Origin of the sequence: Candidatus Pelagibacter sp. IMCC9063, from assembly GCF_000195085.1 — a bacterium.
Lineage (GTDB): Bacteria > Pseudomonadota > Alphaproteobacteria > Pelagibacterales > Pelagibacteraceae > IMCC9063.
In genome coordinates this window covers 61,155-86,435 of the sequence record NC_015380.1, presented here as the reverse complement: position 1 = coordinate 86,435, position 25,281 = coordinate 61,155, and the positions used below count along the sequence as shown (strand labels likewise).

At 26.5% G+C, this 25,281-nt stretch carries 28 protein-coding genes and 2 pseudogenes; all 30 read left to right on the top strand.

Features of this window, described 5'->3' with window-relative positions; translation table 11 throughout:
* The 30 genes and pseudogenes from SAR11G3_RS06920 to SAR11G3_RS00355 all read left to right on the top strand — a co-directional run bounded on the left by SAR11G3_RS06920 (position 1) and on the right by SAR11G3_RS00355 (position 25,281).
* The gene (locus SAR11G3_RS06920) at positions 1–369 is read left to right on the top strand and encodes a glutamine amidotransferase-related protein (RefSeq protein WP_013694750.1); all 369 of its coding nucleotides are present in this window, start codon (positions 1–3) and stop codon (positions 367–369) included.
* Complete coding sequence (locus tag SAR11G3_RS00485; RefSeq protein ID WP_049775399.1) at positions 366–1,160, top strand: HisA/HisF-related TIM barrel protein; 795 nt, start codon at positions 366–368, stop codon at positions 1,158–1,160. The genes SAR11G3_RS06920 and SAR11G3_RS00485 overlap by 4 nt, the downstream gene beginning before the upstream one ends.
* Positions 1,157–2,116: a Gfo/Idh/MocA family oxidoreductase gene (locus tag SAR11G3_RS00480; protein WP_013694748.1), complete on the top strand. Its 960-nt coding sequence runs from the start codon at positions 1,157–1,159 to the stop codon at positions 2,114–2,116. Before SAR11G3_RS00485 ends, SAR11G3_RS00480 begins: the two co-directional genes overlap by 4 nt.
* Positions 2,113–2,826, top strand: coding sequence for an acylneuraminate cytidylyltransferase family protein (locus tag SAR11G3_RS00475; protein WP_013694747.1), 714 nt, complete (start codon positions 2,113–2,115; stop codon positions 2,824–2,826). Before SAR11G3_RS00480 ends, SAR11G3_RS00475 begins: the two co-directional genes overlap by 4 nt.
* On the top strand, positions 2,810–3,613 hold the full coding sequence (locus tag SAR11G3_RS00470) for an SDR family oxidoreductase (protein WP_013694746.1): 804 nt from the start codon (positions 2,810–2,812) through the stop codon (positions 3,611–3,613). The genes SAR11G3_RS00475 and SAR11G3_RS00470 overlap by 17 nt, the downstream gene beginning before the upstream one ends.
* Positions 3,614–3,615: 2 nt before the next feature.
* Positions 3,616–4,575: a sulfotransferase domain-containing protein gene (locus SAR11G3_RS00465; RefSeq protein ID WP_013694745.1), complete on the top strand. Its 960-nt coding sequence runs from the start codon at positions 3,616–3,618 to the stop codon at positions 4,573–4,575.
* Position 4,576: 1 nt separating this feature from the next.
* On the top strand, positions 4,577–5,725 hold the full coding sequence (locus SAR11G3_RS00460; RefSeq protein WP_013694744.1) for an LA_1612 family putative O-antigen biosynthesis protein: 1,149 nt from the start codon (positions 4,577–4,579) through the stop codon (positions 5,723–5,725).
* Between the two features lie 13 nt (positions 5,726–5,738).
* Positions 5,739–6,743 carry a UDP-N-acetylglucosamine 4,6-dehydratase (inverting) gene (gene pseB / locus SAR11G3_RS00455; RefSeq protein WP_041862433.1) on the top strand — a complete coding sequence of 335 codons (1,005 nt, stop codon included), beginning with the start codon at positions 5,739–5,741 and terminating at the stop codon, positions 6,741–6,743.
* Positions 6,743–7,426 (top strand): pseudaminic acid cytidylyltransferase, encoded by a 684-nt coding sequence (gene pseF / locus SAR11G3_RS00450; protein WP_013694742.1) that lies wholly within the window; start codon positions 6,743–6,745, stop codon positions 7,424–7,426. Before pseB ends, pseF begins: the two co-directional genes overlap by 1 nt.
* A pseudogene (locus tag SAR11G3_RS07840) lies at positions 7,416–8,206 on the top strand (N-acetylneuraminate synthase family protein); the annotation flags it as partial. The gene pseF and the pseudogene SAR11G3_RS07840, both read left to right, overlap by 11 nt.
* Complete coding sequence (locus tag SAR11G3_RS07835) at positions 8,192–8,491, top strand: SAF domain-containing protein (protein WP_445082400.1); 300 nt, start codon at positions 8,192–8,194, stop codon at positions 8,489–8,491. The pseudogene SAR11G3_RS07840 and the gene SAR11G3_RS07835, both read left to right, overlap by 15 nt.
* The gene (locus tag SAR11G3_RS06915) at positions 8,473–9,126 is read left to right on the top strand and encodes a glycosyltransferase family 2 protein (protein ID WP_013694739.1); all 654 of its coding nucleotides are present in this window, start codon (positions 8,473–8,475) and stop codon (positions 9,124–9,126) included. Before SAR11G3_RS07835 ends, SAR11G3_RS06915 begins: the two co-directional genes overlap by 19 nt.
* On the top strand, positions 9,113–9,931 hold the full coding sequence (locus SAR11G3_RS00435) for a hypothetical protein (RefSeq protein WP_013694738.1): 819 nt from the start codon (positions 9,113–9,115) through the stop codon (positions 9,929–9,931). Before SAR11G3_RS06915 ends, SAR11G3_RS00435 begins: the two co-directional genes overlap by 14 nt.
* A gap of 67 nt (positions 9,932–9,998) precedes the next feature.
* Positions 9,999–11,162: an N-acetyl sugar amidotransferase gene (locus SAR11G3_RS00430; protein WP_081456264.1), complete on the top strand. Its 1,164-nt coding sequence runs from the start codon at positions 9,999–10,001 to the stop codon at positions 11,160–11,162.
* The gene (locus SAR11G3_RS00425) at positions 11,159–12,478 is read left to right on the top strand and encodes an amidase family protein (RefSeq protein WP_013694736.1); all 1,320 of its coding nucleotides are present in this window, start codon (positions 11,159–11,161) and stop codon (positions 12,476–12,478) included. Before SAR11G3_RS00430 ends, SAR11G3_RS00425 begins: the two co-directional genes overlap by 4 nt.
* Before the next feature lie 3 nt (positions 12,479–12,481).
* Positions 12,482–13,600 carry a hypothetical protein gene (locus SAR11G3_RS00420; RefSeq protein ID WP_013694735.1) on the top strand — a complete coding sequence of 373 codons (1,119 nt, stop codon included), beginning with the start codon at positions 12,482–12,484 and terminating at the stop codon, positions 13,598–13,600.
* 83 nt (positions 13,601–13,683) lie between these two features.
* Positions 13,684–14,133 (top strand): hypothetical protein, encoded by a 450-nt coding sequence (locus tag SAR11G3_RS00415; RefSeq protein WP_013694734.1) that lies wholly within the window; start codon positions 13,684–13,686, stop codon positions 14,131–14,133.
* 149 nt (positions 14,134–14,282) lie between these two features.
* Positions 14,283–15,515 (top strand): hypothetical protein, encoded by a 1,233-nt coding sequence (locus SAR11G3_RS00410; protein ID WP_013694733.1) that lies wholly within the window; start codon positions 14,283–14,285, stop codon positions 15,513–15,515.
* Between the two features lie 93 nt (positions 15,516–15,608).
* Complete coding sequence (locus SAR11G3_RS00405) at positions 15,609–16,562, top strand: Gfo/Idh/MocA family protein (protein WP_013694732.1); 954 nt, start codon at positions 15,609–15,611, stop codon at positions 16,560–16,562.
* Positions 16,563–17,257, top strand: a pseudogene (locus SAR11G3_RS06910) (DegT/DnrJ/EryC1/StrS family aminotransferase).
* Between the two features lie 19 nt (positions 17,258–17,276).
* Entirely contained in the window at positions 17,277–17,810 is a 534-nt protein-coding gene (locus tag SAR11G3_RS06905; protein WP_013694729.1) for a DegT/DnrJ/EryC1/StrS family aminotransferase, read from the top strand.
* A gap of 11 nt (positions 17,811–17,821) precedes the next feature.
* A complete protein-coding gene (locus SAR11G3_RS00395) occupies positions 17,822–18,502 on the top strand; it encodes a hypothetical protein (protein ID WP_013694728.1) in 681 nt (226 codons plus the stop codon).
* 198 nt (positions 18,503–18,700) lie between these two features.
* Positions 18,701–19,093, top strand: a complete 393-nt coding sequence (locus SAR11G3_RS00390; RefSeq protein WP_013694727.1) for a hypothetical protein — start codon at positions 18,701–18,703, stop codon at positions 19,091–19,093.
* Between the two features lie 11 nt (positions 19,094–19,104).
* Positions 19,105–19,533 carry a 4-hydroxy-2-oxovalerate aldolase gene (locus tag SAR11G3_RS00385; protein ID WP_013694726.1) on the top strand — a complete coding sequence of 143 codons (429 nt, stop codon included), beginning with the start codon at positions 19,105–19,107 and terminating at the stop codon, positions 19,531–19,533.
* Between the two features lie 5 nt (positions 19,534–19,538).
* Entirely contained in the window at positions 19,539–20,696 is a 1,158-nt protein-coding gene (locus tag SAR11G3_RS00380; protein ID WP_013694725.1) for a 4-hydroxy-2-oxovalerate aldolase, read from the top strand.
* Between the two features lie 5 nt (positions 20,697–20,701).
* Positions 20,702–21,313 (top strand): cytidylyltransferase domain-containing protein, encoded by a 612-nt coding sequence (locus SAR11G3_RS00375; RefSeq protein ID WP_013694724.1) that lies wholly within the window; start codon positions 20,702–20,704, stop codon positions 21,311–21,313.
* A 120-nt stretch (positions 21,314–21,433) separates the two neighbouring features.
* A complete protein-coding gene (locus tag SAR11G3_RS00370; protein ID WP_013694722.1) occupies positions 21,434–22,141 on the top strand; it encodes a sugar phosphate nucleotidyltransferase in 708 nt (235 codons plus the stop codon).
* Positions 22,129–23,184: a CDP-glucose 4,6-dehydratase gene (gene rfbG, locus SAR11G3_RS00365; RefSeq protein ID WP_013694721.1), complete on the top strand. Its 1,056-nt coding sequence runs from the start codon at positions 22,129–22,131 to the stop codon at positions 23,182–23,184. Before SAR11G3_RS00370 ends, rfbG begins: the two co-directional genes overlap by 13 nt.
* A gap of 153 nt (positions 23,185–23,337) precedes the next feature.
* Positions 23,338–23,994: an NAD-dependent epimerase/dehydratase family protein gene (locus SAR11G3_RS07085; protein WP_081456262.1), complete on the top strand. Its 657-nt coding sequence runs from the start codon at positions 23,338–23,340 to the stop codon at positions 23,992–23,994.
* A 6-nt stretch (positions 23,995–24,000) separates the two neighbouring features.
* Positions 24,001–25,281: a DUF4910 domain-containing protein gene (locus SAR11G3_RS00355; protein WP_013694718.1), complete on the top strand. Its 1,281-nt coding sequence runs from the start codon at positions 24,001–24,003 to the stop codon at positions 25,279–25,281.

Here is a 25,281-nt window from a genome sequence, read left to right as displayed (position 1 = left end):
ATGCAAATTTTATTTGAAAAAAGCGAAGAGAGTAAAAAGAAAGGACTATCATTTCTTAAAGGTAAGTTTATTAAACTAAAAAACCAAAAAGGTTATTTTGTTCCAAATGTTGGATTCTCAAAAATCAGAAAGTTCAAACAGAATGGAATTTTTAAAGACTTTACTGATGAGCCGTACTTGTATTTTACTAACTCTTACGCCTTAAAATCTGAAAAAAAACAAAATTTTAACAAAGCAACAACTCAGCACTCTTTCGAGTTTGTCTCAGCTTTTGAGAAAGAGAATATTACGGGTTTTCAATTTCACCCAGAACTTTCTCATTCTACTGGAATGTTAATGTTAAAAAATTTTTTTATAGAAAAAATATGAAGAGATTAATTTTTAGCCTTTTGTATTGTGATGGAAATTTTATGTTAAGTAGAAATTTTAGACTTCAAAAAGTTGGAAGTATTGATTGGGTATTTAAAAACTACGATATTGAAAATATAACAAATTATATTGATGAATTGATGCTAATTAACCTTTCAAGAGAAAAAAACTCAAATAAACTTTTCCTAAATAATTTAAAGAAGCTATCTAAAAAAACTTTTATTCCTATAACTGTGGGGGGTAAAATTGAAAGCGAAAAAGACGTGGAAAATCTTTTGGATTCTGGTGCTGACAAAGTATTAATAAACACTTTATTTTTTAAAAATCCAAAAATGTGCCAATCAATATCAAAAAGATATGGTAAGCAATTTTTAATGGGGTCTATTGATTATGCCAGACCCAAGAAGAAAGTAAAAGTTTTTGATTCAAGTACTGGTAAATTTTCATCGTTGGGAATTGGCAAGTGGATAGATCATCTATTAAAATTTGGGGCAGGAGAAGTCTTACTACAATCTATAGATCATGATGGCACTGGAAATGGAATTGATCTTCAAATTTTAAAATCAATTAATAAGAAAAAATACCCACTAATTTTAATGGGTGGCGTTGGGAATCATGACCATATAGTAAATGCTTTGAAAAACAAAAATATAGACGCTATATCTACAGCTAATATTTTTAATTTTATTGGTAATGAATTTTTAAACATTAGACACGTTTTAGAAAAAAAAATAGGCTTACCTAAAAAAACAAATATGAAAATTCAGAATTTTAAATATTTTTTTAAATGAAATTTAAAGATAAACCGATTTTAATTATTGGCCAGAGTCCGATAGCATTAAGGCACTATGATATTCTAAAAAAAAAATATTCAAATGAAGTTTTTTTTTTAGATAAAAAAAAAATAATTTTAAAAAAAAATAACAATAACAATAACTATTCTATTGTAAAAAAATTATCTAGTGAGACTTTTTATCTAATTGTTATTTGCACCCCCTCTTCTTATCATTTGGACTATTTAAAAAAACTTTATAAAAAAGCAGAATATTTATTTGTTGAAAAGCCATTTGCTCATTCTTTTGAGTTAGCTAATAATTTTTTTAAAAATATTAAGAAAGAAAAAAAGTTAAATATTTTTATTGGGTATAATTTAAAATTTTTAGATTCTTTAAATAAATTTAAAGATCTTATTAGTAAAAATTTCTTTGGAGAAATTTTTTATGTAAGCTGTACCGTGGGTAAGTCGCTTTACTTATGGAGGGATGCTAATATTAATTTTGCCGCATCTAAAAAAAAATTAGGCGGAGGGTGCCTACTGGAGTTAAGCCACGAAATTGACTATTTGCTATGGATATTCGGAGATTTAAAATTTATTAATAGATACTTTAATCCCAAAAAAAGACTAGGCTTTGATTCAGATGAGAATGTTTTTGTTAATTTAGAGTCTTTAAGTCCAAATTATAAAAAAATTCCTATCAATTTAACAATGGATATAATTAGGCGAGATTTTAAAAGAGAATGTGAGGTGATTTGTGAATATGGTACTATAAAAATTGATCTAGTTAAAAACTTGATTTATTTAAAAAATGATAAAAAAATAAAAAAATTTGAATTTGTTAAAGATGATCTAAATTCTAGTTATAAAAAGCAATGGGATCATTATTTGAGTTTAAAAAAAATTAATACTTATAGCAATCTTTCCAGTGCACTAAAGGTTTTAAAATTGATTGAGCAAATAAAAAAATGATTAGGAAAATTAAAAATTTAGGATTAATTTGTGCTAAAAAGAACTCATCCGAGTTAAAAAATAAAAACCTAAGAAAAATTGGCAAACATAGTTTGTTCGAAATAACTTGTTTAGATTTTTCTCAAAGCAAGCTAGTAGATAGAGTTATGGTATCCACAGACAGTTTAAAGATAATCAATCTTTCAAAACAATATAAATTTACTTATCCGTTGGTTAGACCAAAAAAATTATCACAAAAATCTTCTCCAGAATGGCTTGTCTGGCAACATACATTAAATAAATTTAAAGATATCTTTGGATATCTTCCAAAAGCTCTAGTGGTTTGCTCCTGCACAGCACCCTTAAGAGATCCAAAAATTATAGATCTTGCAATTAAAAAATTTCATAAATTAAAAAAAGATGCAATAATTTCTGTTTGTAAAACAAATTTTCATCCAGCTTTTAATATGGTTAAGTTAAGCAAAGACAGCAATAGTGTGCAACTTTTTTTAAAAGATAAGCCAGTTTTTAATAGGCAGCAGACTAGTGATATTTTTACAATAACTACAAATATTTATGTACTTAAACCAGAATTTGTTTTAAAAAATGACCACTTGTTTTCTTCTAAAAATGTAGGTTATGTAGAAATTTCTAAGCTAAGTTCTTTAGACATAGATGACAATTTTGATTACTTATTAGCAAAAAAAAATTTTGATGAAAAATATTCTTAATAAAAAAATATTTAAAGGAAAAACAGTATTTATAACTGGCGCAACTGGTAAAATTGGAAAAAAAATTAGTAATTCTTTTGGATTTTTGGGAGCTAATTTGATTATTACAGATAAAAAAGAGAGAGATTTACAAAAGTTTAAAAAATCCCTTCTTAGGAAATATGAAGTTAATATAAGCTATTTTAGTGCTGATTTGTCTAACTTTTTAGAAAGAGAAAATTTAATAAAAAATATTAAATTAGATAATAATATAATTGATTTTTTTATCAATAATGCCGCGGTTACTGGTGCTCAAATTAAATCAGCTAGTTGGACTGGCTCTTTATCTAAGCAAGATTTTTCAGTATGGGAGCAAGCAATTGAAGTCAATTTAAGCTCTATATTCCATTTGTTAAAAGGTCTAAGCCCATTGATAAAAAAAAACTCTCTATCGTCAATCATTAACGTAGGTTCTATTTATGCTGAAAAAGGTCCTGACTTAGAAATGTACAAAAATACCAAAATGGGAAGTCCAGCTGCATATCTAGCCTCAAAGGGAGGATTGTTACAGTTGACAAGATGGTTAGCATCATCCTTAGCACCGATAAGAGTTAATATGGTTTCTCCGGGGGGTATATATAATAATCAACCAGATATTTTTTATCAAAAATATATTAAAAAAGTATTGATTAAGAGAATGTGCAACGTGGGAGACGTTGCTAATGTAATAGTTTTTTTATGTAGCCCGCTTTCTTCGTATATCACTGCACAGAATATCAAAGTAGATGGGGGATACGGCTCATTTTAAAAATGAAAAAATTTAATTTTAATCACTCAAAACAATTGAGTGAATTGATATTTATCGATGGTATTTCAAGGTCTGGAAAATCTGTCTTATCTGGAATTATACCCTGTTTTTATAAAGTTGAGCAAATTAGATTTTTTACTTTATTAGAAAATATAAATATAGCATTGAGATTTAAAAAAATAGATTCTAGTTTTGCAAAGTCTCAAATTGTAACTTTCTTAAATGAAACTATTTATGATGGATATTTGGGAAGAAATATTAATTTTAGAAAAAAAGATCAAAGTAGTGTCTACGAATATTGCGATCCTAGTATTTATAAAAAAAGACTGTTGTCTAGCGAGGGGGGGGTGACAATAAAAAAAATATTAAAGGAAAAGCCCTCTCTTTTATTTCAAACGCATGATGTTTTAGCTAATTTTCAATATTTTAAAAAACTCAAACTAAAGTGCAAATTGCTTGAAATTTTTAGAAATCCATTTGATACTGTATACTCGTGGCATAGAAAAGGGTGGGGCCATAGATTTGTTGGTGACCCGCAATGTTTTACAATTTTTATTAAGCATCAAGATAAAAATGTTCCTTGGTATAGTTATAAAAATCCAAAAAAATGGCATAATTTTAACAATATCGAAAGATGTTCTCAAAATATTATTGATCTTACCAATGATTCAATTTTATCACTTAAAAAAGAAAGGGGGTTTAAAGAAAATATTTACCCATTTAAATTCGAGGATTTCGTTACATCTCCTGAAAATATTATTAATGAAATTTCTATTTTTCTTAAAAAAAAACATATTAAAAACATGACTAAAAAAATAAAAGATGCCAATTGCCCAAGAATTATTAACGAAGAAGATCAGATAAGGAAAAAATTTTTTATAAAAGAAAATGTGAATAAAAAAATTTTTTCAAGTTTACTCAATCTTGAGAAAAACTATAAAAAAAATTTTTATAGTTTTTGAGATGCATTTCTTTAAAAAAAAATTAATCTTTTCTTTTCCTAAAAAAAAAGAAATTTTACTATATATAAATTCACACGATTGTATAAAAAATAAGGAATCTTTTTTTCACGAAACGCTTGATCGTAATACTTATGAGGTTGTAGATCAAAATTTATATTTTATAAATTTTTGGATACTCTTATTAACTTTTTTAAAGTTTAATTTCTCTAGCATGAGCTACAAATGCACTATGATTAAGTGGGTTCGTCCAAAATTTTTCATTACAAATGTTGATAATGATGTGAGTTTTTATAAATTAAAACCTCTTTTTCCTAATATAATTTTTGTTGCAATTCAAAATGGGTGGAGAGGTAAAACAAACGATATTTTTGGATCTCATGATTTTAAAAATGATCCGCTGCATTGTGATTATATCTTTGTTTTTAACGAAGATGTTTCTGATACATACCGTAAATTTTTTAATACAAAGACCATTGTTTCTGGCTCAATGATTGCAAATACACTTAAGTTATTTGATCCAGTAATTAAAAAAAAAAAGATAAGTTTCTTGCTTCAATTTAGGACAAGAAAGTACTATCCTTTTAGAAGTAAACCAAAAAAGAATAACAAAAATTATCTTTGGGATGATCTCTTTTTAAATACTTCAATTATCTTAAAATACTTAGGTGAATATTGTCACTTAAACAATATTGAGCTTAATGTGATTGGAAGGTCAAGACACGGGCATGAACAAATAGAAGAAAATAATTTTATAAAAGAATATATTCATCACGATTTTAAATACATTCCAAGAGTAAATAAATATTCGTCATATAATGCTACAGCAGATTCTAAAGTTGTTGTGTCAATTAACTCTACCCTCACATTTGAGCTGATGGCACTGGGAAAGAGAGTCGTGAATATCAATACAAGATCCAAAATCTATCAAGATATTGAAGACTCTTTTGGTTATCCTGCAATCAAAGTAAGAGAAGGTTGTTTTTGGACGGAAAGTCTGGATAAAGAAAAAATATTTAATTTAATTAATTTTGCAATCAATTCAACAGAAATTGAGTGGAAAGAAAAAGCAGGTTGTTATACAAGTAAACTTATGAAATATGATTACAAAAATACTTTATTTAAAAATTTTTTAAAAAAATATGAAAAATAAAAAAAATCTTTCAATTTTAGATAAACGCTCAATATTAATTACCGGAGGAACAGGTTCGTTTGGAAAAGCTTTTGTTAATTTTTTGTTAAATAAAACCAAAGTTAAAAAAATTATTATCTACTCTAGAGATGAATATAAACAAGAAATAATGAGTAAAGAGCTACATACCTCTCGAGAAAGACTGAGATTTTTCTTAGGTGATGTTAGAGATCAAAAACGACTGTGTGTAGCTATGAGAGATGTGGATTTTGTAGTTCACGCTGCTGCACTTAAACAAGTTGTGGCAGCAGAATACAATCCTCAGGAATGTATAAAAACTAACATCAATGGAGCAGAAAATGTTATTTTTGCATCCATGGAAATGAAGGTTAAAAAAGTAATTGCACTATCGACAGACAAGGCCGTCAATCCAATTAATCTATATGGAGCAACAAAATTAACTTCAGATAAACTTTTTGTGGCAGCTAATAACTTATCTGGAAAACAAAAAATTGCATTTTCAATAGTTAGATATGGGAATGTGGTTGGTTCTAGAGGTTCTGTTGTCCAGCTTTATAAAGAAATGATTAGTTTAGGAAAAAAAGAATTACCAGTAACAGACGCGAAGATGACTAGATTTTGGATAAGTTTAGATGAGGCGGTCAAGTTTGTGATGTTCTCCCTAGAAGATTCTAAAGGAGGAGAAATATACGTACCCAAGATTCCTGCAATTAAAGTAGTAGATGTTGCCAAAGCCTTTAAGAATAATATAAAAATAAAGATTATAGGAATCAGACCTGGAGAGAAGTTGCATGAGTCACTCATTTCATTGCAAGATTCATTAAGTACTGTCGAATTTAAAAATTATTTCTCTATAACTCCAACAATAAAATTTCCACACACCAAAGCAAAACTCTTTATTAAAAATTGCAAAGGAGAAACAGGAACGCACAACAAAAAAATATTTGAGTATTCTTCAGAAAATTCCAAATATCACTATACTATTTCTAAAATAAGCAAATTCTTAAAAAATTTTTAATGAATATTGCAATTATACCTGCGAGGGGAGGAAGCAAAAGAATAAAAAATAAGAATATAAAATTATTTTTTTCCAAACCAATGATTGCTTGGACAATTGAAATATTAAAAAAATCTAAGCTATTTAAAAATATTTATGTAACTACTGATAGTTTGAAAATAGCTGATATTGCAAAAAAATATGGAGCGACCATACCGTTTATCAGAGAAAAGGATTTAGCAGATGATTTTACACCTACTTTACCAGTTATAAAAGACGCACTTAAAAAAATTTCTATAAATAAAAGTATAAAAAATATCTGTTGTGTCTATCCATGCACTCCTTTTGTGACTAAAAATGATTTAATAAAGACTTATGCCCTATTAAAAAAAAACAGAAAGAGATTTGTATTTCCAGTAATTAAAAATTCTCATCCAATTGAACGTTCATTTAAAGTAAAAAAAAATATTATAGAATTTATTTTCAAATCAAAAGAGATGAGCAGAACACAAGATCTGGTCACAAGCTATCATGATGCAGGTCAGTTCTACTGGGGTAGTATTGAGGCATGGACTAAAAATAAAAAATTACATTCTGGTGCAATTGCTTACGAGGTCCCAGATTGGAGGTTTGTAGATATTGATAATTATAGTGACTGGAAAAGAGCAGAAAAATATTTTAAATATAAACTAAATGAAATTTAATAAAAATTTTTTAATTAATCGGACAAAAATAGGTTGGGATAATCCCACTTATTTTATCGCAGATATTGCAGCCAATCATAACGGCAAGCTATCTAAAGCTTTAAAACTAATAGAATTGGCAGCTGAAAGCGGAGCTAATGCTGCTAAGTTTCAGCATTTCAAAGCAGAAACTATAGTAAGTGACTTTGAGTTTAAAAAAATTAGATCTAAACTTGATCACCAATCTAAATGGAAAAAGTCTGTCTTTGAAGTTTACAAGGAAGCCTCAATTCCTTTGGACTGGACAGAAAAATTAAAAAAAAATGCAAAGAATGTGGAATTGATTTTTTTTCTGCTATCTATGATTTGGAATATCTAAAATATTTAAATAAAAAAGTAAGTGCATTTAAAATTGGATCTGGAGATATTACTTGGCATGAAATGCTGAAAAAGACAGCTAATTACAAGAAGCCAATTTTTATTGCTACTGGAGCTTCAACTTTTAACGACGTAAAGAAAGCAATTGATGTTATTAAAAAAAAAACTTCTAATATTTGTTTAATGCAATGTAATACAAACTATACAGCAAGTCTGGAGAATTTTAAATACATCAATTTAAATGTACTTAATTCTTTTAAGAAAAAATTTCCAAATTTGGTTTTGGGTTTAAGCGATCATACTCCGGGTCATGCAACAGTGTTGGGAGCTATTGCAATGGGCGCAAGAGTTATTGAAAAACATTTTACTGATAATAATAATTTATCTGGACCTGACCATCTTTTTTCAATGAACCCCAAATCATGGAAAATCATGGTTTTAGAGAGTAGAAACCTTGAAAATTCTCTAGGTAACGGAATTAAAATAATAGAAGATAATGAAAAAAAAACTAGTATTATTCAGAGGAGGTCTATTTGCACTAATCGTTTTATAGGTTCAGGTCAAATTATCAATAGATCGGATCTAATTTGTCTTAGGCCAGCTCCAAAAGGATCGGTCATCCCATATGATATAAATAAAATAATTGGAAAAAAGATCAAAAAAAATAAAAATCCTGGAGAGGCTATTCTTTGGAAAGATTTAAAATAGCCATAATCATACCCGCTTACAATGAGTCAAAAACCATTGCTAAAGTGGTAGATTCTTGCAAAAAATTTGGACAGGTATTTGTTATAGATGATGCATCAGTCGACAAAACTTTTTTGCTAGCAAAAAAAAGTGGTGCAACTGTCTTAAAAAACCCATTTAATAAAGGATATGATGCAAGCTTAGCAGTAGGTTTCGATTTTTTAAAAAATTATAGTTTTGACTTTGTTATAACTTTTGATGCTGACAATCAGTTTTATTCAAATGAATTATTAAAAATAAAGAAATTAATTAATCAAAATGTAGATTTGATTATTGGAGAGAGGTCAAGAATCTGCAGAATTTCGGAAAAAATATTTTCTTATTATTGCAAATTTTTTTTCAAAATAAATGATCCAATGTGTGGAGTAAAATGTTATAATTTCAAGATCTTTAAAGATATTGGTTATTTTGATAGATACAATTCAATTGGTACCGATTTAATGTTTGAGTTTATAAAAAAAAAATCAAAATATAAGAATATTAATTTAAGTGTTAAAAAAAGAGTTGGAAGTTCAAGATTTGGAAATTCAATAAGTGCCAATATAAAAATTTTTAAGTCTTTTATAAAACATTTTTATTATTATGCCTTTAAATAAAAAAAAAACTATTTTTTGCTGCTATGACGCAGGATCAGCAGAATTATTACTATGCTATTTAAGTAATAATTTTTCAAGTATGAAAAATTTTACTTTTTTTTTAAAAGGTCCAGCTAAGAAAATTTTTTTAAAAAAATTTACAGAATTAAAGTGTGAGAGTAATATTAATTATTTAAAGAATTATCAGTCGATTGTTTGCTCAACAGGATGGTCTAATTTTAATTTTAAAATTATGAATTATGCCTTAAGAAATAATAAGCAATTAATTTCGATCGTGGATCAAGATAATTATTTTAATGAAAGATTTTTTTTCCATGAAAAGCTTTTAGTTCCCAATATAGTCTGGGGAATAAATTTTAGCAAAATAAAATTATTTTTTCGAAATAAGACCAACTGCACAATAAACTTTTTAAGCTTGAAAAATGAAAGAAAAAAATATTATCTAAAATTTAGGAATTCTAATCTTAATAGTGAATATCTTTTGGTTGCTGGAAATGCTTTTAAAAGTTTTTCAAAAAAAATATCATCTGATAAGAACAATTTAATACTCACTAAAAAAAAGATTGTTGAAGATATTAAAAAAATATTAAAGTATAATAAAAAAATTAGATATATAGTTTTAAGACCCCATCCCAAGGAAAAATTTTTAAGTTTTCAAAAACTTGCTATTGAAACCCAATGCAGAATAAGTGTTTCAAAAAATCTACTTTTAGAAAATGATTTACAGTTATGCAAGTATGTGCTGAGTTATAGTAAGGCTGCAGCCATAGCGGCAAAATATGTTGGGAACAAAGTCTATCAATAAGATAAAATTTATTTATAAGTAAAATAATAGAATTTATTAAATTAATTAAGGAATATGTTAAATAAAGATGAGCTTTAAAGATAACATCAAATACTGCAGTAGATGCTTAATGCCCGAAACTCAAGAGGGAGTTTCTTTTGATGATCTTGGTATTTGTACAGCATGCCAGTCTTCCGAAGATAAAATGCATATTGACTGGTCAAAAAGAGAAAAAACACTAAAAAAAATTCTATCAGATGCAAAAAAAAAGTCAGGAAATAATTACGATTGTATTTTACCAATCTCTGGGGGGAAGGATAGTTTTTTTCAAGCACATATTTTAACAAAAATCTATAATGTAAAGCCTTTAGCAGTAACCTTTAATCACAACTGGTATTCAGAAACTGGATTTTATAATCTGCAACTATGTCTTGAAAAATTTAATCTAGACCACATACAATTTACACCAGCAAGAAATCTTGTGGCAAAAACAGCAAAAGAATCCTTAAAAAAAATAGGAGACTCTTGTTGGCACTGCCATTCAGGAGTTGGCGCTTTTCCAATACAGGTAGCAACTAAATTTAATATACCATTATTAATTTGGGGGGAAAATGTATCAGAAACTAGTGGAAGAGATAAATACGGGTCTAGCAAATTCAAATACGACAAAGATTTTTTTGTAAAGATATCGGCCAAAAAAACACCAGATCAGATGGTAACAAAGAATCTTACAAAAAAAGACCTCTTTCCATTCGAGCTGCCAAGCCAAAATGAAGTAGATAAGATTGGATGTGTAGGTATTCACCTAGGAGATTTTATTTTTTGGGATGATGAAAAGCAAGTTGAATTTATAAAAAAAGAGTATGGCTGGAAAGAAACTAAAATGGAAGGTACTTATAAAAATTACAAAAGTGTAGAATGTATTATGGCAGGAGTCCATGATTTTACCTGCTATTTAAAAAGAGGATTTGGGAGAACAACTTGGCAAGCTTGTCAGGATATTCGAAGAGGACTGCTTACCAAGTCAGAAGGTGAAAAGCTGGTAGAAATGCATGACAGCGAAAGACCCGAGGCTTTAGACTACTATTTAAAAATTACAGGTTATTCCGAAAAAGAATTTCTTGAGATTATGAATGATAAAAAAGTAGATAAATTGAAGAAAGAAAGCCTACCAATAAAAGCTAAAAAGACTAAACATGTAGAAAAATTAATACCTCATTCTGAACAAATTATAACTAAAGATATTAAGTGAAAAAAATTGATGAGAATCTGTTTCTTAATTACTCAATAGACGAAATAAAATTATTACTAGAAAAAGAAGAGATTAATGCAAATCAAATTTTAAAATTATTTTTACTTAAAATAAAAAAGTATCACAAATATAATTTTTTAACTAAATCAAGCCAAAAATTATTAGAAAGCAAAAATTTCAAAGTTTCAAATAACTCAAATAGTAAGTGTTCATTGGGAGGCATTCCTTTTCTTGCCAAAGATATAATCAACACAATTCAGTATAATACTGAAATGGGATCGGGAATCTGGAAGGGGTTTAGAGCGGGTAATAATGCAAGAATTATAGACAGTCTTTTAGAAGATGGTGCCGTTTTAATGGGAAAGTCAACAACGGCTGAGTTTGCGGTTCATCACGAAACAAGCGGTATTAATCCCCACGATTCAAATAGAATTCCAGGAACATCTTCAACTGGTTCTGCAATAGCAGTTTCACTGGGAATAGTTCCATTTGCCCTAGGCACTCAAACGGCAGGATCTTTGAGTAGGCCAGCAAGCTATAATGGTGTCTGGGCGTTGAAGCCCTCATTTGGCCTAATACCAAGAACGGGAGTTTTAAAAACATGCGATACATTAGATACCATTGGATTTGTATCTAGCAAATTAGAGAATATGAAAACAATTTTAGAATCTTTAAGAGTGAAAGGAGAGAATTATCCTTTTGTTTTCGAAAATATTGATCAAAAAAAACAAGCTATTATTAAGAATCCAAATATTGCTTTCATAAAAACTGCAGTTTGGGATAATTTAGAAGATTATACAAAAATTGAAATTAATCGTTATATAGATGAATTAAAAAAAAAATACTCAAATATTCAGGAGATTAAACTTGATAGTGAATTTAATGATATACACAAGCATCATTCAATAATCTACCAGAAGTCATTGTCTTACTATTTTATGAGAGAAAAAAAATCTGGGAGAAAAATTTCTGCAGCAATGAAAAATTTAATAAAAAAAGGAGAAGCAATATCAAATTCAGATTACTTTAACTCATTGGGTAAGCAAAAATATTTATGTGAAAAAATTGAAAAAGTACTTAAAAATTTTGACTTAATAATATCACCTGCAACATGCGGTATAGCGCCAAAAAAAAATGAGTTAGAAAAAGATGATGCTTCATTAATATGGACTTTTTTGCATTTACCATTAGTATTTGCTCCTCTTTTTAAAGGGCCTGGTAATTTACCTTTTGGCCTACATTTTTTGACAAAAAAATGGGGAGATTTTGATCTAATTAATATTTTAGATACACTCAGAAAAGATGGTTGTGTGTAGCAAATGAAGACAAGCTTAATAATAGCAACTAAAAAATTTTTTTATAAAAAAAATATATTATATTTAGGGCACTGGGCCGTACCTTCCAATCAGCTATTCAGTAGATCTATATCTAAAAAAGTTTTAAAGTATCATTGGGACGATAGAAAGAAACTGAATAAAGACTATCTGTTTTTAAAAAAATTTTCATTCAGTATCTTGAACAGATTAACCCCCATTCTTAATAAAATTCATGGTGTAAAATACAGTAGAAAATATTGGATTTTTTTACTTTTTCCTTGGCTTCTTAGTTACGTAAGTATAATTTTTGATAGATGGGAGACAATAAGCAAAATAAAAAAAAAGAAAAGTTGTTTTGTTTTTTTTAATAGATCCAACGAATTTTCGCAAAAAATTTTAGACTATAATCATTTATTAAAAATATCACAAACAGACGAATGGAATGAAAAATTATATTTTGATATAGTTAGATATAAAAATTTAGATTATAGATTTATTAATAATAACAAAATCTCCAAAAATAAAAAAATTGATCTAAATGTCAGTTTTTTTAAAAAATATACATATTTTCTTCTTCGAATAATTTTTTTTATTGTGAATATTTTTGTAAAAAAGGCCAGTAGAAAAAATTTAATAATTGATACAAATTTTGGTTATTTTTTTTATAGAAAATTTTTAAATAAAAATATTTATACTTATGGTCTTTCTTTTGCTGAAAAAATTAATAATTTTTATTTAGGCGTCTCTACAGATTTAGAAAGTAGAAAAAAGTTTATCGAAGGAATTCACTATAAAATTTCTGAAAAAAAAAGTTTTTCCTCCTTTTTTAATAAAATTTTAAAAAATGATTTTCCAACGGTTTATTTAGAGAATTATAATTACCTAAATAATCCAATTTGTAAAAAAACTCAATACAAGTCAATCACTACATCTTTTATGCATTTTCAATCCATAAGTGATAAATTCCAATATGCCAAACACATAATCAATAAAACTAAATTATTTATTTTAGAGCACGGTGGATCTTTGCCAGCCTTCAAGGAGATCTTCAATTTCGAAGAGATGATAGCTAATAAAAAATTTACTTTTTACAAACCAATCCTAAAAAAACAAAAAAAATAAAACTTAATGTACATGAATATAAAATTTTAAATATTAAAAAAACATTAGGAAAAAATTGCTCAATTTTTTGTGGAGAAACTCCAATGTGGAATTATAGAGTGCAGTATTACGCAACTTCCTCTCAATCTTTATATACCTACAGATTACTAGTTTCCTTTATTAAAAATTTGGATAAAAATATTCAAACTAAATGCAAAATAAAAACCAAAACTATTTTAAATGGATTTAATTTTAAGTGGCATTATAGAAAAGAATTTAAAGATGACATCATTTATAAAAAGAATTCGATAGTCGATTTTATTCAAGATTCTAAAATATTGATTCTTAGCTATCCTGAAACAACTTTGATAGAAGCTATTTTGTCTAAAAGGCCTTTTATTTTACTATACAATAAAAAGTTTTATGAAAGACATTCCAGTACCAAAAAAATTATTATTAAGTTAAAAAAAATAAAATTATTTTCTTTAGTGCAGTTAAAGCAGCTAATCACATTAATAAATATTGGAAAGATCCATATTCTTGGTTCGGATTGACTGATGTCCAGGACTGTCTAGAAGAATTTAAAAAAAAATATGTTTTAACTAAATCCTTCACAGATTATAGAAAAAACGATATCTTATTTTAAGTAAATTCTTTAAGAATATGTTTTTCAAATTAAATCCAAGTATTGTAAATAATATTTATGAAAATATCTTCTTTATTTTATATTAATAGTGAAAATAACTTTGATCAAGCCTCTCCATTAATTTGGTTTTTATTAAAAAAAAAATACAAAGTTTTTTTACAAATTTCACAAAATTTTAACTATGAGGAAGATTATAGATTTAAATTATTTAAAAATTTTGATAACTTTAAAGTTCTTAAGCAGAGTGAACATAAGGAAAGCTTTTTTTTATATTATTTTTTAAAAGTTTTAAATTTCATTATAAAAAAAAATTTTATTTATATTAAAAAAAATTTTTATTTATTTTCTTTTCTTAAAACTTTATTCAGCAAAGTGTCTAATTTAAGAAAAATTGGAATAAATTTTATTTTTTATAGTTGGGGGGATTTTTCTCATCACATCATTCCAGCTAAATTTTTAGATATACATTCAATAGCTTTACCTCACGGTTTTAACATTTATCTTAATGAAAATACGAATTATTTACTTTCTAATACATTAAAAAATAAAAACAAAACTTTTGAGATTTTTTCTGACCACAATTTGTATGACTATTATATTGTAGAAAATCAAATTACTAAAGCTCGCGCATTAAATCTGGGCATAAATGAAAAAATTATTAAAGTTTGGGGTAGCGCAAGATATTCAAAAAAATGGATAAAATATAATTATAGTATATTAAAAAAAAATCTAGCTCAGTTAAATAAAAAAAAAGTTTTATTTTTATTGCCACATTGGTCTTTTAAAGTAGACATAGATAAAACTTTTAAGCTCGTTAAAGAAGTTTTAAACAAATTCCCAAATCAGGTGACGGCAAAACCTCATGTTAGAGGAAAATTCAATAAGTATGATTTAAAAGCAAATAAACTGTTAACTAAATTTAAAAATAAATATAATTTAAAAATTGCAAATAAAGTCAAAACCCCGGAACTTATCCTGAAACACGAAATAATCATTGGTTTTGGTACAAGCGTTTTGATAGATGCTTTATATTTAAATAAAAAACTCATTATTGCAGATCATCTCCAAAAAAATAAAACAATTTATACTCTTTGCAAATTATCAAATGTAACGAAGTCTTCCATGCAATGTATAGATAAAATAATAACAAATGATTTTACCTCCAAGAAGAGCAAAGAGTTCCAGGATCTGGCTGATAAGTTTATTCTCCAATTAAACAAAAAAAAAGATATCTTAGATAACTATATTAATGAGTTACAAAAAATAAAAACTCTCGATAAAAAATTTTAAAACATATAACGTGGTTACTTATTGCCTATCTTTTTGAAAAAATATAACTATATATAAATTATGATAATTTATATAAATTATTCATTCTATTAAATGCAAAATATTTTAATTTTAGGTTGTGGAAATATTGCTGGACTAAATGAAAGCAAAAAATCCTCTTCTACTTTTTCACACGCAAAAGCGATATCAAAAAATAGTTTTTTTAATCTTAAATATTGTTACGATATAAATAAAAAAAAATTACTAAAATTTAAAAGCAAATGGAGAGTGAAAAATGGATATTCAAATTTCAATGATGTTTTAAAAAAAAAATTAGATATTGACATAGTTATAATTACCTCTCCAACACATACTCATTATGAATTGTTAAAAAAAAGCTTTAAATTAAATCCTAAAATTATAATTTGTGAAAAACCTATGTGTTTAAATTTAAAGCATGGGCTAGAAATTGCTAAAAAAATTCCAAAAAGAACTAAGCTATTTATTAATTATCAAAGAAGACTATCCAATAGCTACATTGAATTAAAAAAAATTATTAGCAAAGAAAAATATGGAAAATTAAGATCTATTAGCAGCACCTACAACAAGGGTTTGTTTAATAATGGCTCTCATTTACTTGATATATTTAATTATTTATTAGTCAGACCATCATTTGAAATTGCTGCAAGACCAATCAATGATTATAAATCTAATGATCTGTCCTACCCATTCTTTCTTAAAAAAAATGCTATCAGCATAAGTGTTAACGTTGCTAATGCTAGAGATTATTATTTTTTTAATTTACAATTTGTTTTTCAAAAAAAAATCATCGAAATTACAGAAAATGAAAAAAAAATTAACTATTTTACTCCCATTAAAACAAGAACGTATAAAAATTTTACTAACGTAAAGATGGAGAAAACCAAAAAAAATAACGATCAATTTGACATGGGCTTAGTTTATAAACATCTTAAAATTTTTATTAAAAACAATAAACACAGTTTTTTAACAGATATTAAAGAAGAAATAAAAAATTTGACAATATTGGAAAAAATTACAAATAATTAAATGACCAAAAAAAATTATAGTTTTGAAAAAGTTAATACAATAGGCAGGGCTGAAATTAAAGCAGCTTTAAAAGTTTTAAAGTCTGGAGTTTTGTCAGATTTTTTAGCATCTCCCTCTGGAAATATGTTTGGAGGTAAAAAGGTTATTGAATTTGAAAATGCTATAAAAAAAAAATTCGGAGTTAAGTATGCACTTACATTTAATTCTTGGACTTCTGGTTTAATAGCGGCTGTAGGTGCTACAGATATTAATCCAGGAGATGAGGTTATTTGCACTCCATGGACAATGAGTGCAACTGCAATTTCTATATTACATTGGTCTGCAATACCTGTTTTTGCAGATATCGACCCCCTTACCTATAACTTAGACATTGCTTCAGTCAAAAAACTAATTAACAAAAGAACAAAAGCTATTATTTCTGTCGATATTTTTGGAAGGTCTGCACAACAGGATGAATTATATAAATTGGCAAAAAAAAAAATATAATATTAATTTCGGATACAGCACAAGCGCCAGGATCCAAGCATAACGGTTATTTTTCAAGTACAAAATGTCATATGGGAGGATTTAGCCTAAACTACCATAAACATATTAATACTGGAGAAGGCGGCATTTTAATAACGAATTATAAGAAGCACTATTTAAAAGCTGCTTTTATAAGAAATCATGCTGAAGTATTAGTTAAAAAAATATAAAAAAAAAAACTTAGTTAATATGGTTGGCTATAATTTTAGAATGAATGAAATTGAGGCTGCCATTGGAATAGAGCAGCTAAAAAAATTGAATAAGATTTTAAAAAAAAGAATTAAAGTTGCAAAAAAAATTATAAGTGAAATTGGTAACTTGTACGGCTTAACAACTGTGAAGCTAAGTGAGATAAAAAATTATTCGAACGTTTTTTATTTATTACCATTTCAAATAGATTTTAAGAAAATTAAATCCAGTAGAAAAGCAATAATTAAGCACTTAAGAGAAGAGGGAATACCAGGATTGATAGAGGGTTACTCCAATGTGCACACATTGCCAATTTTTCAAAAAAAAATTGCTCATGGAAATAAAGGGCATCCATGGAATTTAAGCAAAGTTCATTTTGACTATAGCAAAGGTATCTGTCCCAATGCAGAATTTCTTCATGATAAAAGTTTTTTCGGATTTTTACTGTGTCTTTTTGAGCTTAAAGATGAAGATATTAAAATACTCACCAGAACATTTAAAGAAGTCTGGAATCAAAAAGTTAAAAAAATATAAAAATATTTTACATGCTTAGTTATAATTATAGAAATTCAATTAACTACAAAATAACTTCTGAATTAATTATTAAGAAACTTAAGTTTTTATTAAGTAAAAAAAAACTTAAAGATATTTATTTTAACACTTCCCAGGATTGCCTTGGGTTAAAAATTATTGAAAAAGGCTATTCAACAATACGCATCATTATTTTTAATATTAAAAATTTTAATATGACTGTAAAAATTTTTTCTTCGAAAATAATTCCTTATAAAACTAAGCATAAGAAAATAAATAATCTTTATGTAACTTGGGGTACTGACAAAAATTTCAAAAAAAATGGTGAATTTTCTGATTACTTTTTAAGCAAAAACTCTAGAAAAGAAAAAAATAATCTATTTATCGTTTTTTATAACGGAAAATTTTTGCCAAAAAAAATTGATAAAAATATTTTAATCTTTTACCAGAATCATCATTTTTTGATTTCAAACTATTTTAAAGCTCTAGGTTTATTTTTCTCAAATTTGTTTAACTTAACCCAAACAATCATTAATTTTAATTGGCAAACTTTATATAGCGAAAAAGTTGAAGAAAAAGTTTTTCCTAATATTAAAAATTTTAAGATTAAAAATGTATATTGTGTATATGAAGGTCATAATCATCAAAAAAAAATATTAAGTTATTTAAAAAAAAAAAACAAAAACTTTAGCTAGACTTTCTACGGTACCCTCACCATACCCAGTAAATTTTTTTTACAAGAAATCTGATATTTTTATAGATAAGTTTTTAATAAACTCCGTAGTTCAAAAAAAAATTTTTATAAATTATTTAAACTGGCCAAAAAAAAAATAATCATTCGAACACCAGCAAAAATTGCTAAATCTAGTTTTTTTAAACGACCTACGCTATATTTGTCAATAAATGTAGTTTATTCAGACAATCTCCTAAAAAATTTTAGTAATTTTTTAAAGAATACAAATAAAAAATTTTATCCTTTAGTTGTCAGACCTCACCCAAGCAGCAAATATAGCAAAAAAAATACTATATTAAAAAATAAAATAAAAGATATCTTAAAAAATTATAAAAATAGATTTAACAGAAATACAAAAAACAAATATTCATTTTTTTTTGGCCCAACAGGAGCTTTAATTGAAGCTTTAAAGAGTGGACAAAAAGTTATTCAAATTTGCGATCATAATATCCTGGATGTGTACAATCCATATATTTGGGAAAATTTGTATGTTAAGAAAATATCGTTAGGAGTGTATAAATATAAAATAAAACTTCTTGAAAACAAGAGATAAAATGAAATTGAATGAATAGTAAAAATTTAAAAGTTTTGGATTGTACCTTTAGAGATGGTGGTTATCACAATAACTGGATGTTTTCTAACAGCTTGGTAAAGACATATGTTTCGAGCATTGAAAAATCAAAAATAGATTATGTCGAAATAGGCTTTAGGTCATTAAAAGCAAAAAAAAGTCAATTGGGGGAACTTGCTTATTCCGAAGATAAGCACGTAGACAAAATCTGTAGTAATAAAAATTTGAATCTTGGAGTTATGATAAATGCTTCTGATTTTTTAAAATTTAAAAATGGTCAGGTAAAATACTTAAAAAAAATATTTAATAAAGATGAGAAATCTAAAATTTCTTTCGTAAGAATAGCTTGTCATGAAAATGAAATCTTTAAATTAGCAAAAGTTATTAATTTTTTAAAAAAAAAAAATACAAAATCGGAGTAAATATTATGCAAATTTCCGAGATTGAGGAAAAAAACTTGATTCAAATATTAGAAAAAATATGCACTTACAATATAAATTTTTTTTATTTTGCGGACAGCACTGGATCACTAAACCCGAGTAGAACAAAAAAAATTACAAAGACAATTAAAAGTTACTGGAAGGGGGATCTTGGTTTTCATGCGCACGACAATATGGGTCTCGCCCATAAAAATTTATATACAGCAATCAAATATGGCGTGAATATGTTGGATGCAACAATTCTTGGAATGGGAAGAGGGCCGGGCAATGTAAAAACTTTAGAGTTGTTAAGGTATTTGAATATTTCTCATGGTTGCAAGTATAATGTACTACCGATTAAAAAATTAACATTTAATTCATTCACAACTCTCAAAAACAAATATAAGTGGGGTACAAATAAATATTATTATTTGTCAGGAAAATATTCTATTCACCCAACCTATATTCAAGAAATTTTAAATTCAAAAAATTATTCAAATAAATACATTCTTAATATTATTGAACAATTAAAAAAAATTAATGCAAGAAAGTTTGATCCTAACAACTTGGATATAATCAAAAATTTTTATTCTTCCAATGGGATCGGTAAATGGTCTCCAAGAAATTTTTTTAACAAAAAAAATTTTTTGATAATAGGTGGAGGAAATATCATTAAAGAGAATATTGAAAAATTTATTAATTTAAATAAAGAAAATTTAAATGTTTTAGTTCTAAATTTTCACAAAAGTATTTCAGAAAAGTTAATTGACTTTAGAGTTTCTTGCCATCCTTTACGAATAACTAGCGAACTAAATATATATAAAAACAAAAAAGCAAAACTAATAGTTCCAATTTCATCCCTGTCTCCTGAAATTAAAAATAATTTCAAAAAATTTAATACTTTTGATTATGGCCTTCAAATAATTCCTGAAAAATTTAAAATTAACACATATGGTTGCATTCTATCTGCCCCTCTAGTACTGGCTTATTCCTTGTCAGTATGCGCCGCGGCAAATGCTAATAAAGTTTTTTTAACTGGATTTGATAGTTACAAAAATACTAAAACTAACTTTAACAATCCCACCAGAAAAATTATTTTATCTTTTAAAAAAAAATATTTCAAAAATAAAATTAAATTAAGCATGCTTACCAAATCTGGCACATAAAAAATATGAAATACTATTTAGTTATACCAGCAAGATATAATTCGAGAAGACTTCAAGGGAAGCCACTTTTAAACATATTAGGTATTCCAATGATATTAAGAACCTACAATCAATGCAAGAAAGTGGTACAAGAATCAAAGATTTTAATTGCCACAGATGACATACGAATAAAAAAAATATGTGAAATTAATAAAATTAAAGTAGTTATGACATCAAAAAAATGTTTAACAGGCACCGACAGGATATCGGAGGTAGCAAAAAGTTTTAAAGCAGATTTCTATTTAAATATACAAGGAGATGAGCCAATATGCAATCCAAGTGATATTAAAAAACTAATTATTGAAGCAAAAAAAAATCCAAACACAATCATTAATGGCTATACTGAAATTAAAGATAAAGAACTTTTTTACTCTGAGCATATTCCCAAGGTTGTTTTTAGAAAAGATGGTAGACTCCTGTATCAATCCAGAGCTCCAATACCCGGTAATAAAAAAACAAAGCTTGTGAAATCATGGAGACAAGTTTGTGTCTATTCTCTTCCCTATAGGGCATTGAAAGCATTTTCATCAATAAAAAAAAAACACAATTGGAAAGCATTGAGGACTTGGAATTACTAAGATTTTTAGAAATAGGCTGGGATGTAAAAATGATAAAAATGTCCAACAAATCAATATCAGTCGATACAAAAGAAGATTTAGAGAAAGTTAAAAAAATTCTTAGAAATAGATTAAAAAAAAATGAAAGTAGTTATTTTATGTGGAGGACTTGGTTCTAGACTGTCTGAAGAAACTAAGAATATTCCGAAGCCGATGGTTAGGGTAGGATCAAGACCAATTGTTTGTCATATTATTAATATTTATAAAAAATATGGAATAAAAGATTTCATTCTTTTATCGGGATATAAAAGCAATATTATAAAATCATATTTTAAGAAAGAATATAAAGATGCAAATATTAATGTTAAAGTTCACTATACTGGAAAACTGTCGCAGACAGGTGGAAGACTGCTGAGAGTCAAATTTTTACTAGACAAAGAAGAATTTTTTTTAATGACATATGGAGACGGAGTCGCAGATATAAATATAAAAAAATTAATCAGTTTTCATATTAAAAATAAAAAAACCGTAACAGTAACTGCAGTAAAGCCACCCGTAAGGTTTGGTGAACTCACAATAAATAAAAACCAAGTAGTAAGATTTGATGAAAAGATTCAATCTAAAAGTGGATGGATTAGTGGTGGTTTTTTCGTAGTAAATCGTAAAATATTTAAATTTTTAAAAAACGACACAACTGTTTTTGAAAAAGAACCGATTAATAAGCTTGTCAAGCAAAAACAGCTGTCAGCATATAAGCATAAAGGATTTTGGCAATGTATGGACACCTTAAGAGATAAGAAGTATTTAGTATCATTACTTAGAAAAGGAAAAGCAAAATGGATCAAATAAAAACATTTTATAAAAACAAAAAAGTGCTAATTACCGGTGTTACAGGTTTTAAGGGATCTTGGTTAGCTTTGATTTTACTACAATTTGGCGCAAAAGTTTATGGGATTGGACACAATCCAAATAGAAATAAAAAGCTTTTTTATGATTTAAACCTTCAAAAAAAAATTAAACTTAAAATTATTGATATAAATAATTATGACAGTTTATTAAATTATTCCAAAAAAATTAAACCCGTAATTATTTTTCATTTAGCAGCTCAACCTTTAATTTATGAGTCTTACAGGTCTCCTTACGAAACAATTAATGTTAATTCATTGGGGACTCTAAATATATTAGATATCTCTAAAAACTTAAAAAGCTTAAAATCTTTAATTTGTGTAACTTCTGACAAATGCTACAAGAGCAACAATTCAACTAGAGGATTTGTAGAAGATGACAAGTTAGGTGGAGAAGATCCTTACAGCGCATCCAAAGCAGCTGCTGAAATTTTTATTAATAGCTACAGCAAAACCTATTTTGATAAGTTAAATATAGGAGTGGCAAGCGCAAGAGCGGGTAATGTAATTGGTGGCGGTGATTGGTCACTTAATAGACTTATACCTGATATTGTTAAGTCACTAGTAAATAACAAGAAAATTACAATAAGAAATCCAAATTTTAATAGACCATGGCAGCATGTTTTGGAACCTCTTTATGGATATTTGTTGTTGGGTATTAAATTATATCAGAAACCAAAAAAATTTTCAGGAGCATATAACTTTGGACCAAGACCAAATACAGTAACTTCTGTTTTGGAGGTTGTTAAACATTTAATTAAATTTTGGGGCAAAGGAAGTTGCCATGTCAAAAAATCTAATTTTTATGAACAGAAAAATTTACAATTAAATATAACAAAAGCAAAAAAACTTTTAAAATACAACCCTAAATTAAATATAAAAGAAAGCATTATGTATACTGCGGAATGGTATAAGTCTATTTTGATAGAAAAAAAAAATCCTTATAAATTTACAACATATCAAATTCGCAAGTTTTTCAATCTTTAAGAATTAGAATTCACATGAACGAAGATCAATTCCAAACAATCATCCTAGGAAAAAGAAGCTATATTTCAAAACAGTTAAAAAAAAAATTAACAAACTCAAAAATATTATCTATTCAAGAGTTTTTAAAAAAAAAAAGAAAAAACAAAATTCAATATTATTATTAACTCTTCATTTCCCTTAAAAAAATTAAATAATTTAAAAAGCTACAAAAAATTTTTTTCAAAAAGTTTACTAGAAATTGTCGATTTAATAGAATTTATAAAATCCTATAAAAATATTAATAAAATTATTTTTTCTAGTAGTTCCTCAGTATATTCTTCTTTCTTAAAAGAATTAGCTGAAGATGATTTTAATAGAAAGCTTTATTCAAGTGTTAAAAATACATTAGAAAATTTGCTCAATAATTTTTGTAAGAAAAAAAAAATTAATTTCTATATTTTAAGAATATTTAATGTCTACGGAAAAAACGAAAATTTCTCTATAATTTCTAAGTTAAATAAGAAAAAAATCAAAGTAAGAATAGCAAATAATGGAAAATCAATACGTGACTTTATTCATATTGATGACTTAACTAAGGTATATAAATTATTTATAAATAAAAAAATTTTAACTGGTATTTACGATGTTGGAACAGGAAAGGGGGTTTCGGTAAAAAAATTGATTAATTTAAGCAGATCAAATAATAAAAATGTTACTTATATAAAAAAACCCATACAAGAAGTTTCAAAATCTATTGCAAGCATAGAATATTTCAAAAAATACAATATGAGAATTAAATTTAAAAATGTTATAAATTATATGGCTGAATAGGTATCTATGAGTACAAAAAAATATTTCAATATAGCTAAAAATAAACTGTTTCCTATATGCAGAAGTATTACAGGAAAAGGATTGCGCGAAACTTTATATATTATAAAAAAAGAATTTCCCGAATTTAAAATCAAAAGTATTGGTTCTGGAAAAAAAGTATTTGATTGGATTGTACCCAAAGAGTGGAATATTACAGAAGGCTTCATACTAGATGACAAGGGTGAAGAAATAGTAAATTTTAAAAAAAATAATTTACATGTCGTTGGCTACTCAGCACCGGTAGATTTACGAATAAGTAGAGACAGTCTTCTAAGGCACATTTACTCATTAAAGAAACAACCGAACGCAATTCCCTATGTTACCTCATACTATAAAAAAAGATGGGGCTTTTGTATTTCGTATAATCATAAATTAAAAATATTGAAAACTTATAAGGCCCAAGATTATTTTAATGTAGTTATTAAATCTACGTTTAGCCCCAAAGGGAAGATGGACTATGGAGAATTTTTGATAAAAGGCAAATCAAGCAAAGAAATATTGATTTCTACTTATGTCTGCCATCCATCTATGGCAAATAACGAGCTAAGTGGTCCAATTGTTTCAATGTCGTTAATGAGCCATTTTTTAAAAATTACTAATTTGAATAAAAGTTTAAGATTTATTTTTATTCCTGAAACGATTGGATCAATAGCCTATATCCAAAAAAATTTAAAAAAACTTCAGAAAAATGTTATAGGTGGTTATAATCTTACTTGTATAGGAGATAATAAAAATCATTCTTGCATGTTTACTAAATACAAAAATACTATTGCGGACGAATCGTTAATTGAATCTTACAAAAAACTAAAGATTTCTTTTAAGGAATACTCATTTCTAGAAAGAGGATCTGACGAAAGACAATTTAATTCACCTGGAGTAGATTTGTCTATTGCATCAATTTTCAGAACTAAGTATTGGGAGTATCCAGAATATCATACTTCATTGGATAATTTTGATCTAGTTAGTCATGAGGGAATTAAAGGAGGATTTGAAGTAGCAAAAAAAGCGATCGAAATATTAATTAAAAAAAAAATTCCAAAAGCAGTCTTGCTATGCGAGCCCCAGATGAGTAAAAGAAAATTATACCCAACCCTTTCTATAAAAAATAAAAAAAATAAGTTTTCTGATTATATGAATTTTTTACAATACTCAGATGGAAAAAATTCTTTAGAAAAAATATCTGTTTTATCTAAAATTAGTTATAAAAAAGGGTACAGTATTTATAAAGAATTAATTAAAAAAAATTAA

Bases quoted from the DNA above. Each gene is read 5' to 3' on its own strand.
- SAR11G3_RS00410 (WP_013694733.1), top strand. From the start codon at position 14,283: ATGAAAATATCTTCTTTATTTTATATTAATAGTGAAAATAACTTTGAT.
- SAR11G3_RS00430 (WP_081456264.1), top strand. From the start codon at position 9,999: ATGAGCTTTAAAGATAACATCAAATACTGCAGTAGATGCTTAATGCCC.
- SAR11G3_RS06905 (WP_013694729.1), top strand. From the start codon at position 17,277: ATGGTTGGCTATAATTTTAGAATGAATGAAATTGAGGCTGCCATTGGA.
- SAR11G3_RS00435 (WP_013694738.1), top strand. From the start codon at position 9,113: ATGCCTTTAAATAAAAAAAAAACTATTTTTTGCTGCTATGACGCAGGA.
- SAR11G3_RS00355 (WP_013694718.1), top strand. From the start codon at position 24,001: ATGAGTACAAAAAAATATTTCAATATAGCTAAAAATAAACTGTTTCCT.
- SAR11G3_RS00405 (WP_013694732.1), top strand. From the start codon at position 15,609: ATGCAAAATATTTTAATTTTAGGTTGTGGAAATATTGCTGGACTAAAT.
- SAR11G3_RS00480 (WP_013694748.1), top strand. From the start codon at position 1,157: ATGAAATTTAAAGATAAACCGATTTTAATTATTGGCCAGAGTCCGATA.
- SAR11G3_RS00395 (WP_013694728.1), top strand. From the start codon at position 17,822: ATGCTTAGTTATAATTATAGAAATTCAATTAACTACAAAATAACTTCT.
- SAR11G3_RS00420 (WP_013694735.1), top strand. From the start codon at position 12,482: ATGAAGACAAGCTTAATAATAGCAACTAAAAAATTTTTTTATAAAAAA.
- rfbG (WP_013694721.1), top strand. From the start codon at position 22,129: ATGGATCAAATAAAAACATTTTATAAAAACAAAAAAGTGCTAATTACC.
- SAR11G3_RS00460 (WP_013694744.1), top strand. From the start codon at position 4,577: ATGCATTTCTTTAAAAAAAAATTAATCTTTTCTTTTCCTAAAAAAAAA.
- SAR11G3_RS07835 (WP_445082400.1), top strand. From the start codon at position 8,192: ATGAACCCCAAATCATGGAAAATCATGGTTTTAGAGAGTAGAAACCTT.
- SAR11G3_RS00375 (WP_013694724.1), top strand. From the start codon at position 20,702: ATGAAATACTATTTAGTTATACCAGCAAGATATAATTCGAGAAGACTT.
- pseF (WP_013694742.1), top strand. From the start codon at position 6,743: ATGAATATTGCAATTATACCTGCGAGGGGAGGAAGCAAAAGAATAAAA.
- SAR11G3_RS00470 (WP_013694746.1), top strand. From the start codon at position 2,810: ATGAAAAATATTCTTAATAAAAAAATATTTAAAGGAAAAACAGTATTT.
- SAR11G3_RS00380 (WP_013694725.1), top strand. From the start codon at position 19,539: ATGCAAATTTCCGAGATTGAGGAAAAAAACTTGATTCAAATATTAGAA.
- SAR11G3_RS06920 (WP_013694750.1), top strand. From the start codon at position 1: ATGCAAATTTTATTTGAAAAAAGCGAAGAGAGTAAAAAGAAAGGACTA.
- SAR11G3_RS00370 (WP_013694722.1), top strand. From the start codon at position 21,434: ATGAAAGTAGTTATTTTATGTGGAGGACTTGGTTCTAGACTGTCTGAA.
- SAR11G3_RS00385 (WP_013694726.1), top strand. From the start codon at position 19,105: ATGAATAGTAAAAATTTAAAAGTTTTGGATTGTACCTTTAGAGATGGT.
- SAR11G3_RS00465 (WP_013694745.1), top strand. From the start codon at position 3,616: ATGAAAAAATTTAATTTTAATCACTCAAAACAATTGAGTGAATTGATA.
- SAR11G3_RS00415 (WP_013694734.1), top strand. From the start codon at position 13,684: ATGTGGAATTATAGAGTGCAGTATTACGCAACTTCCTCTCAATCTTTA.
- SAR11G3_RS00485 (WP_049775399.1), top strand. From the start codon at position 366: ATGAAGAGATTAATTTTTAGCCTTTTGTATTGTGATGGAAATTTTATG.
- SAR11G3_RS00475 (WP_013694747.1), top strand. From the start codon at position 2,113: ATGATTAGGAAAATTAAAAATTTAGGATTAATTTGTGCTAAAAAGAAC.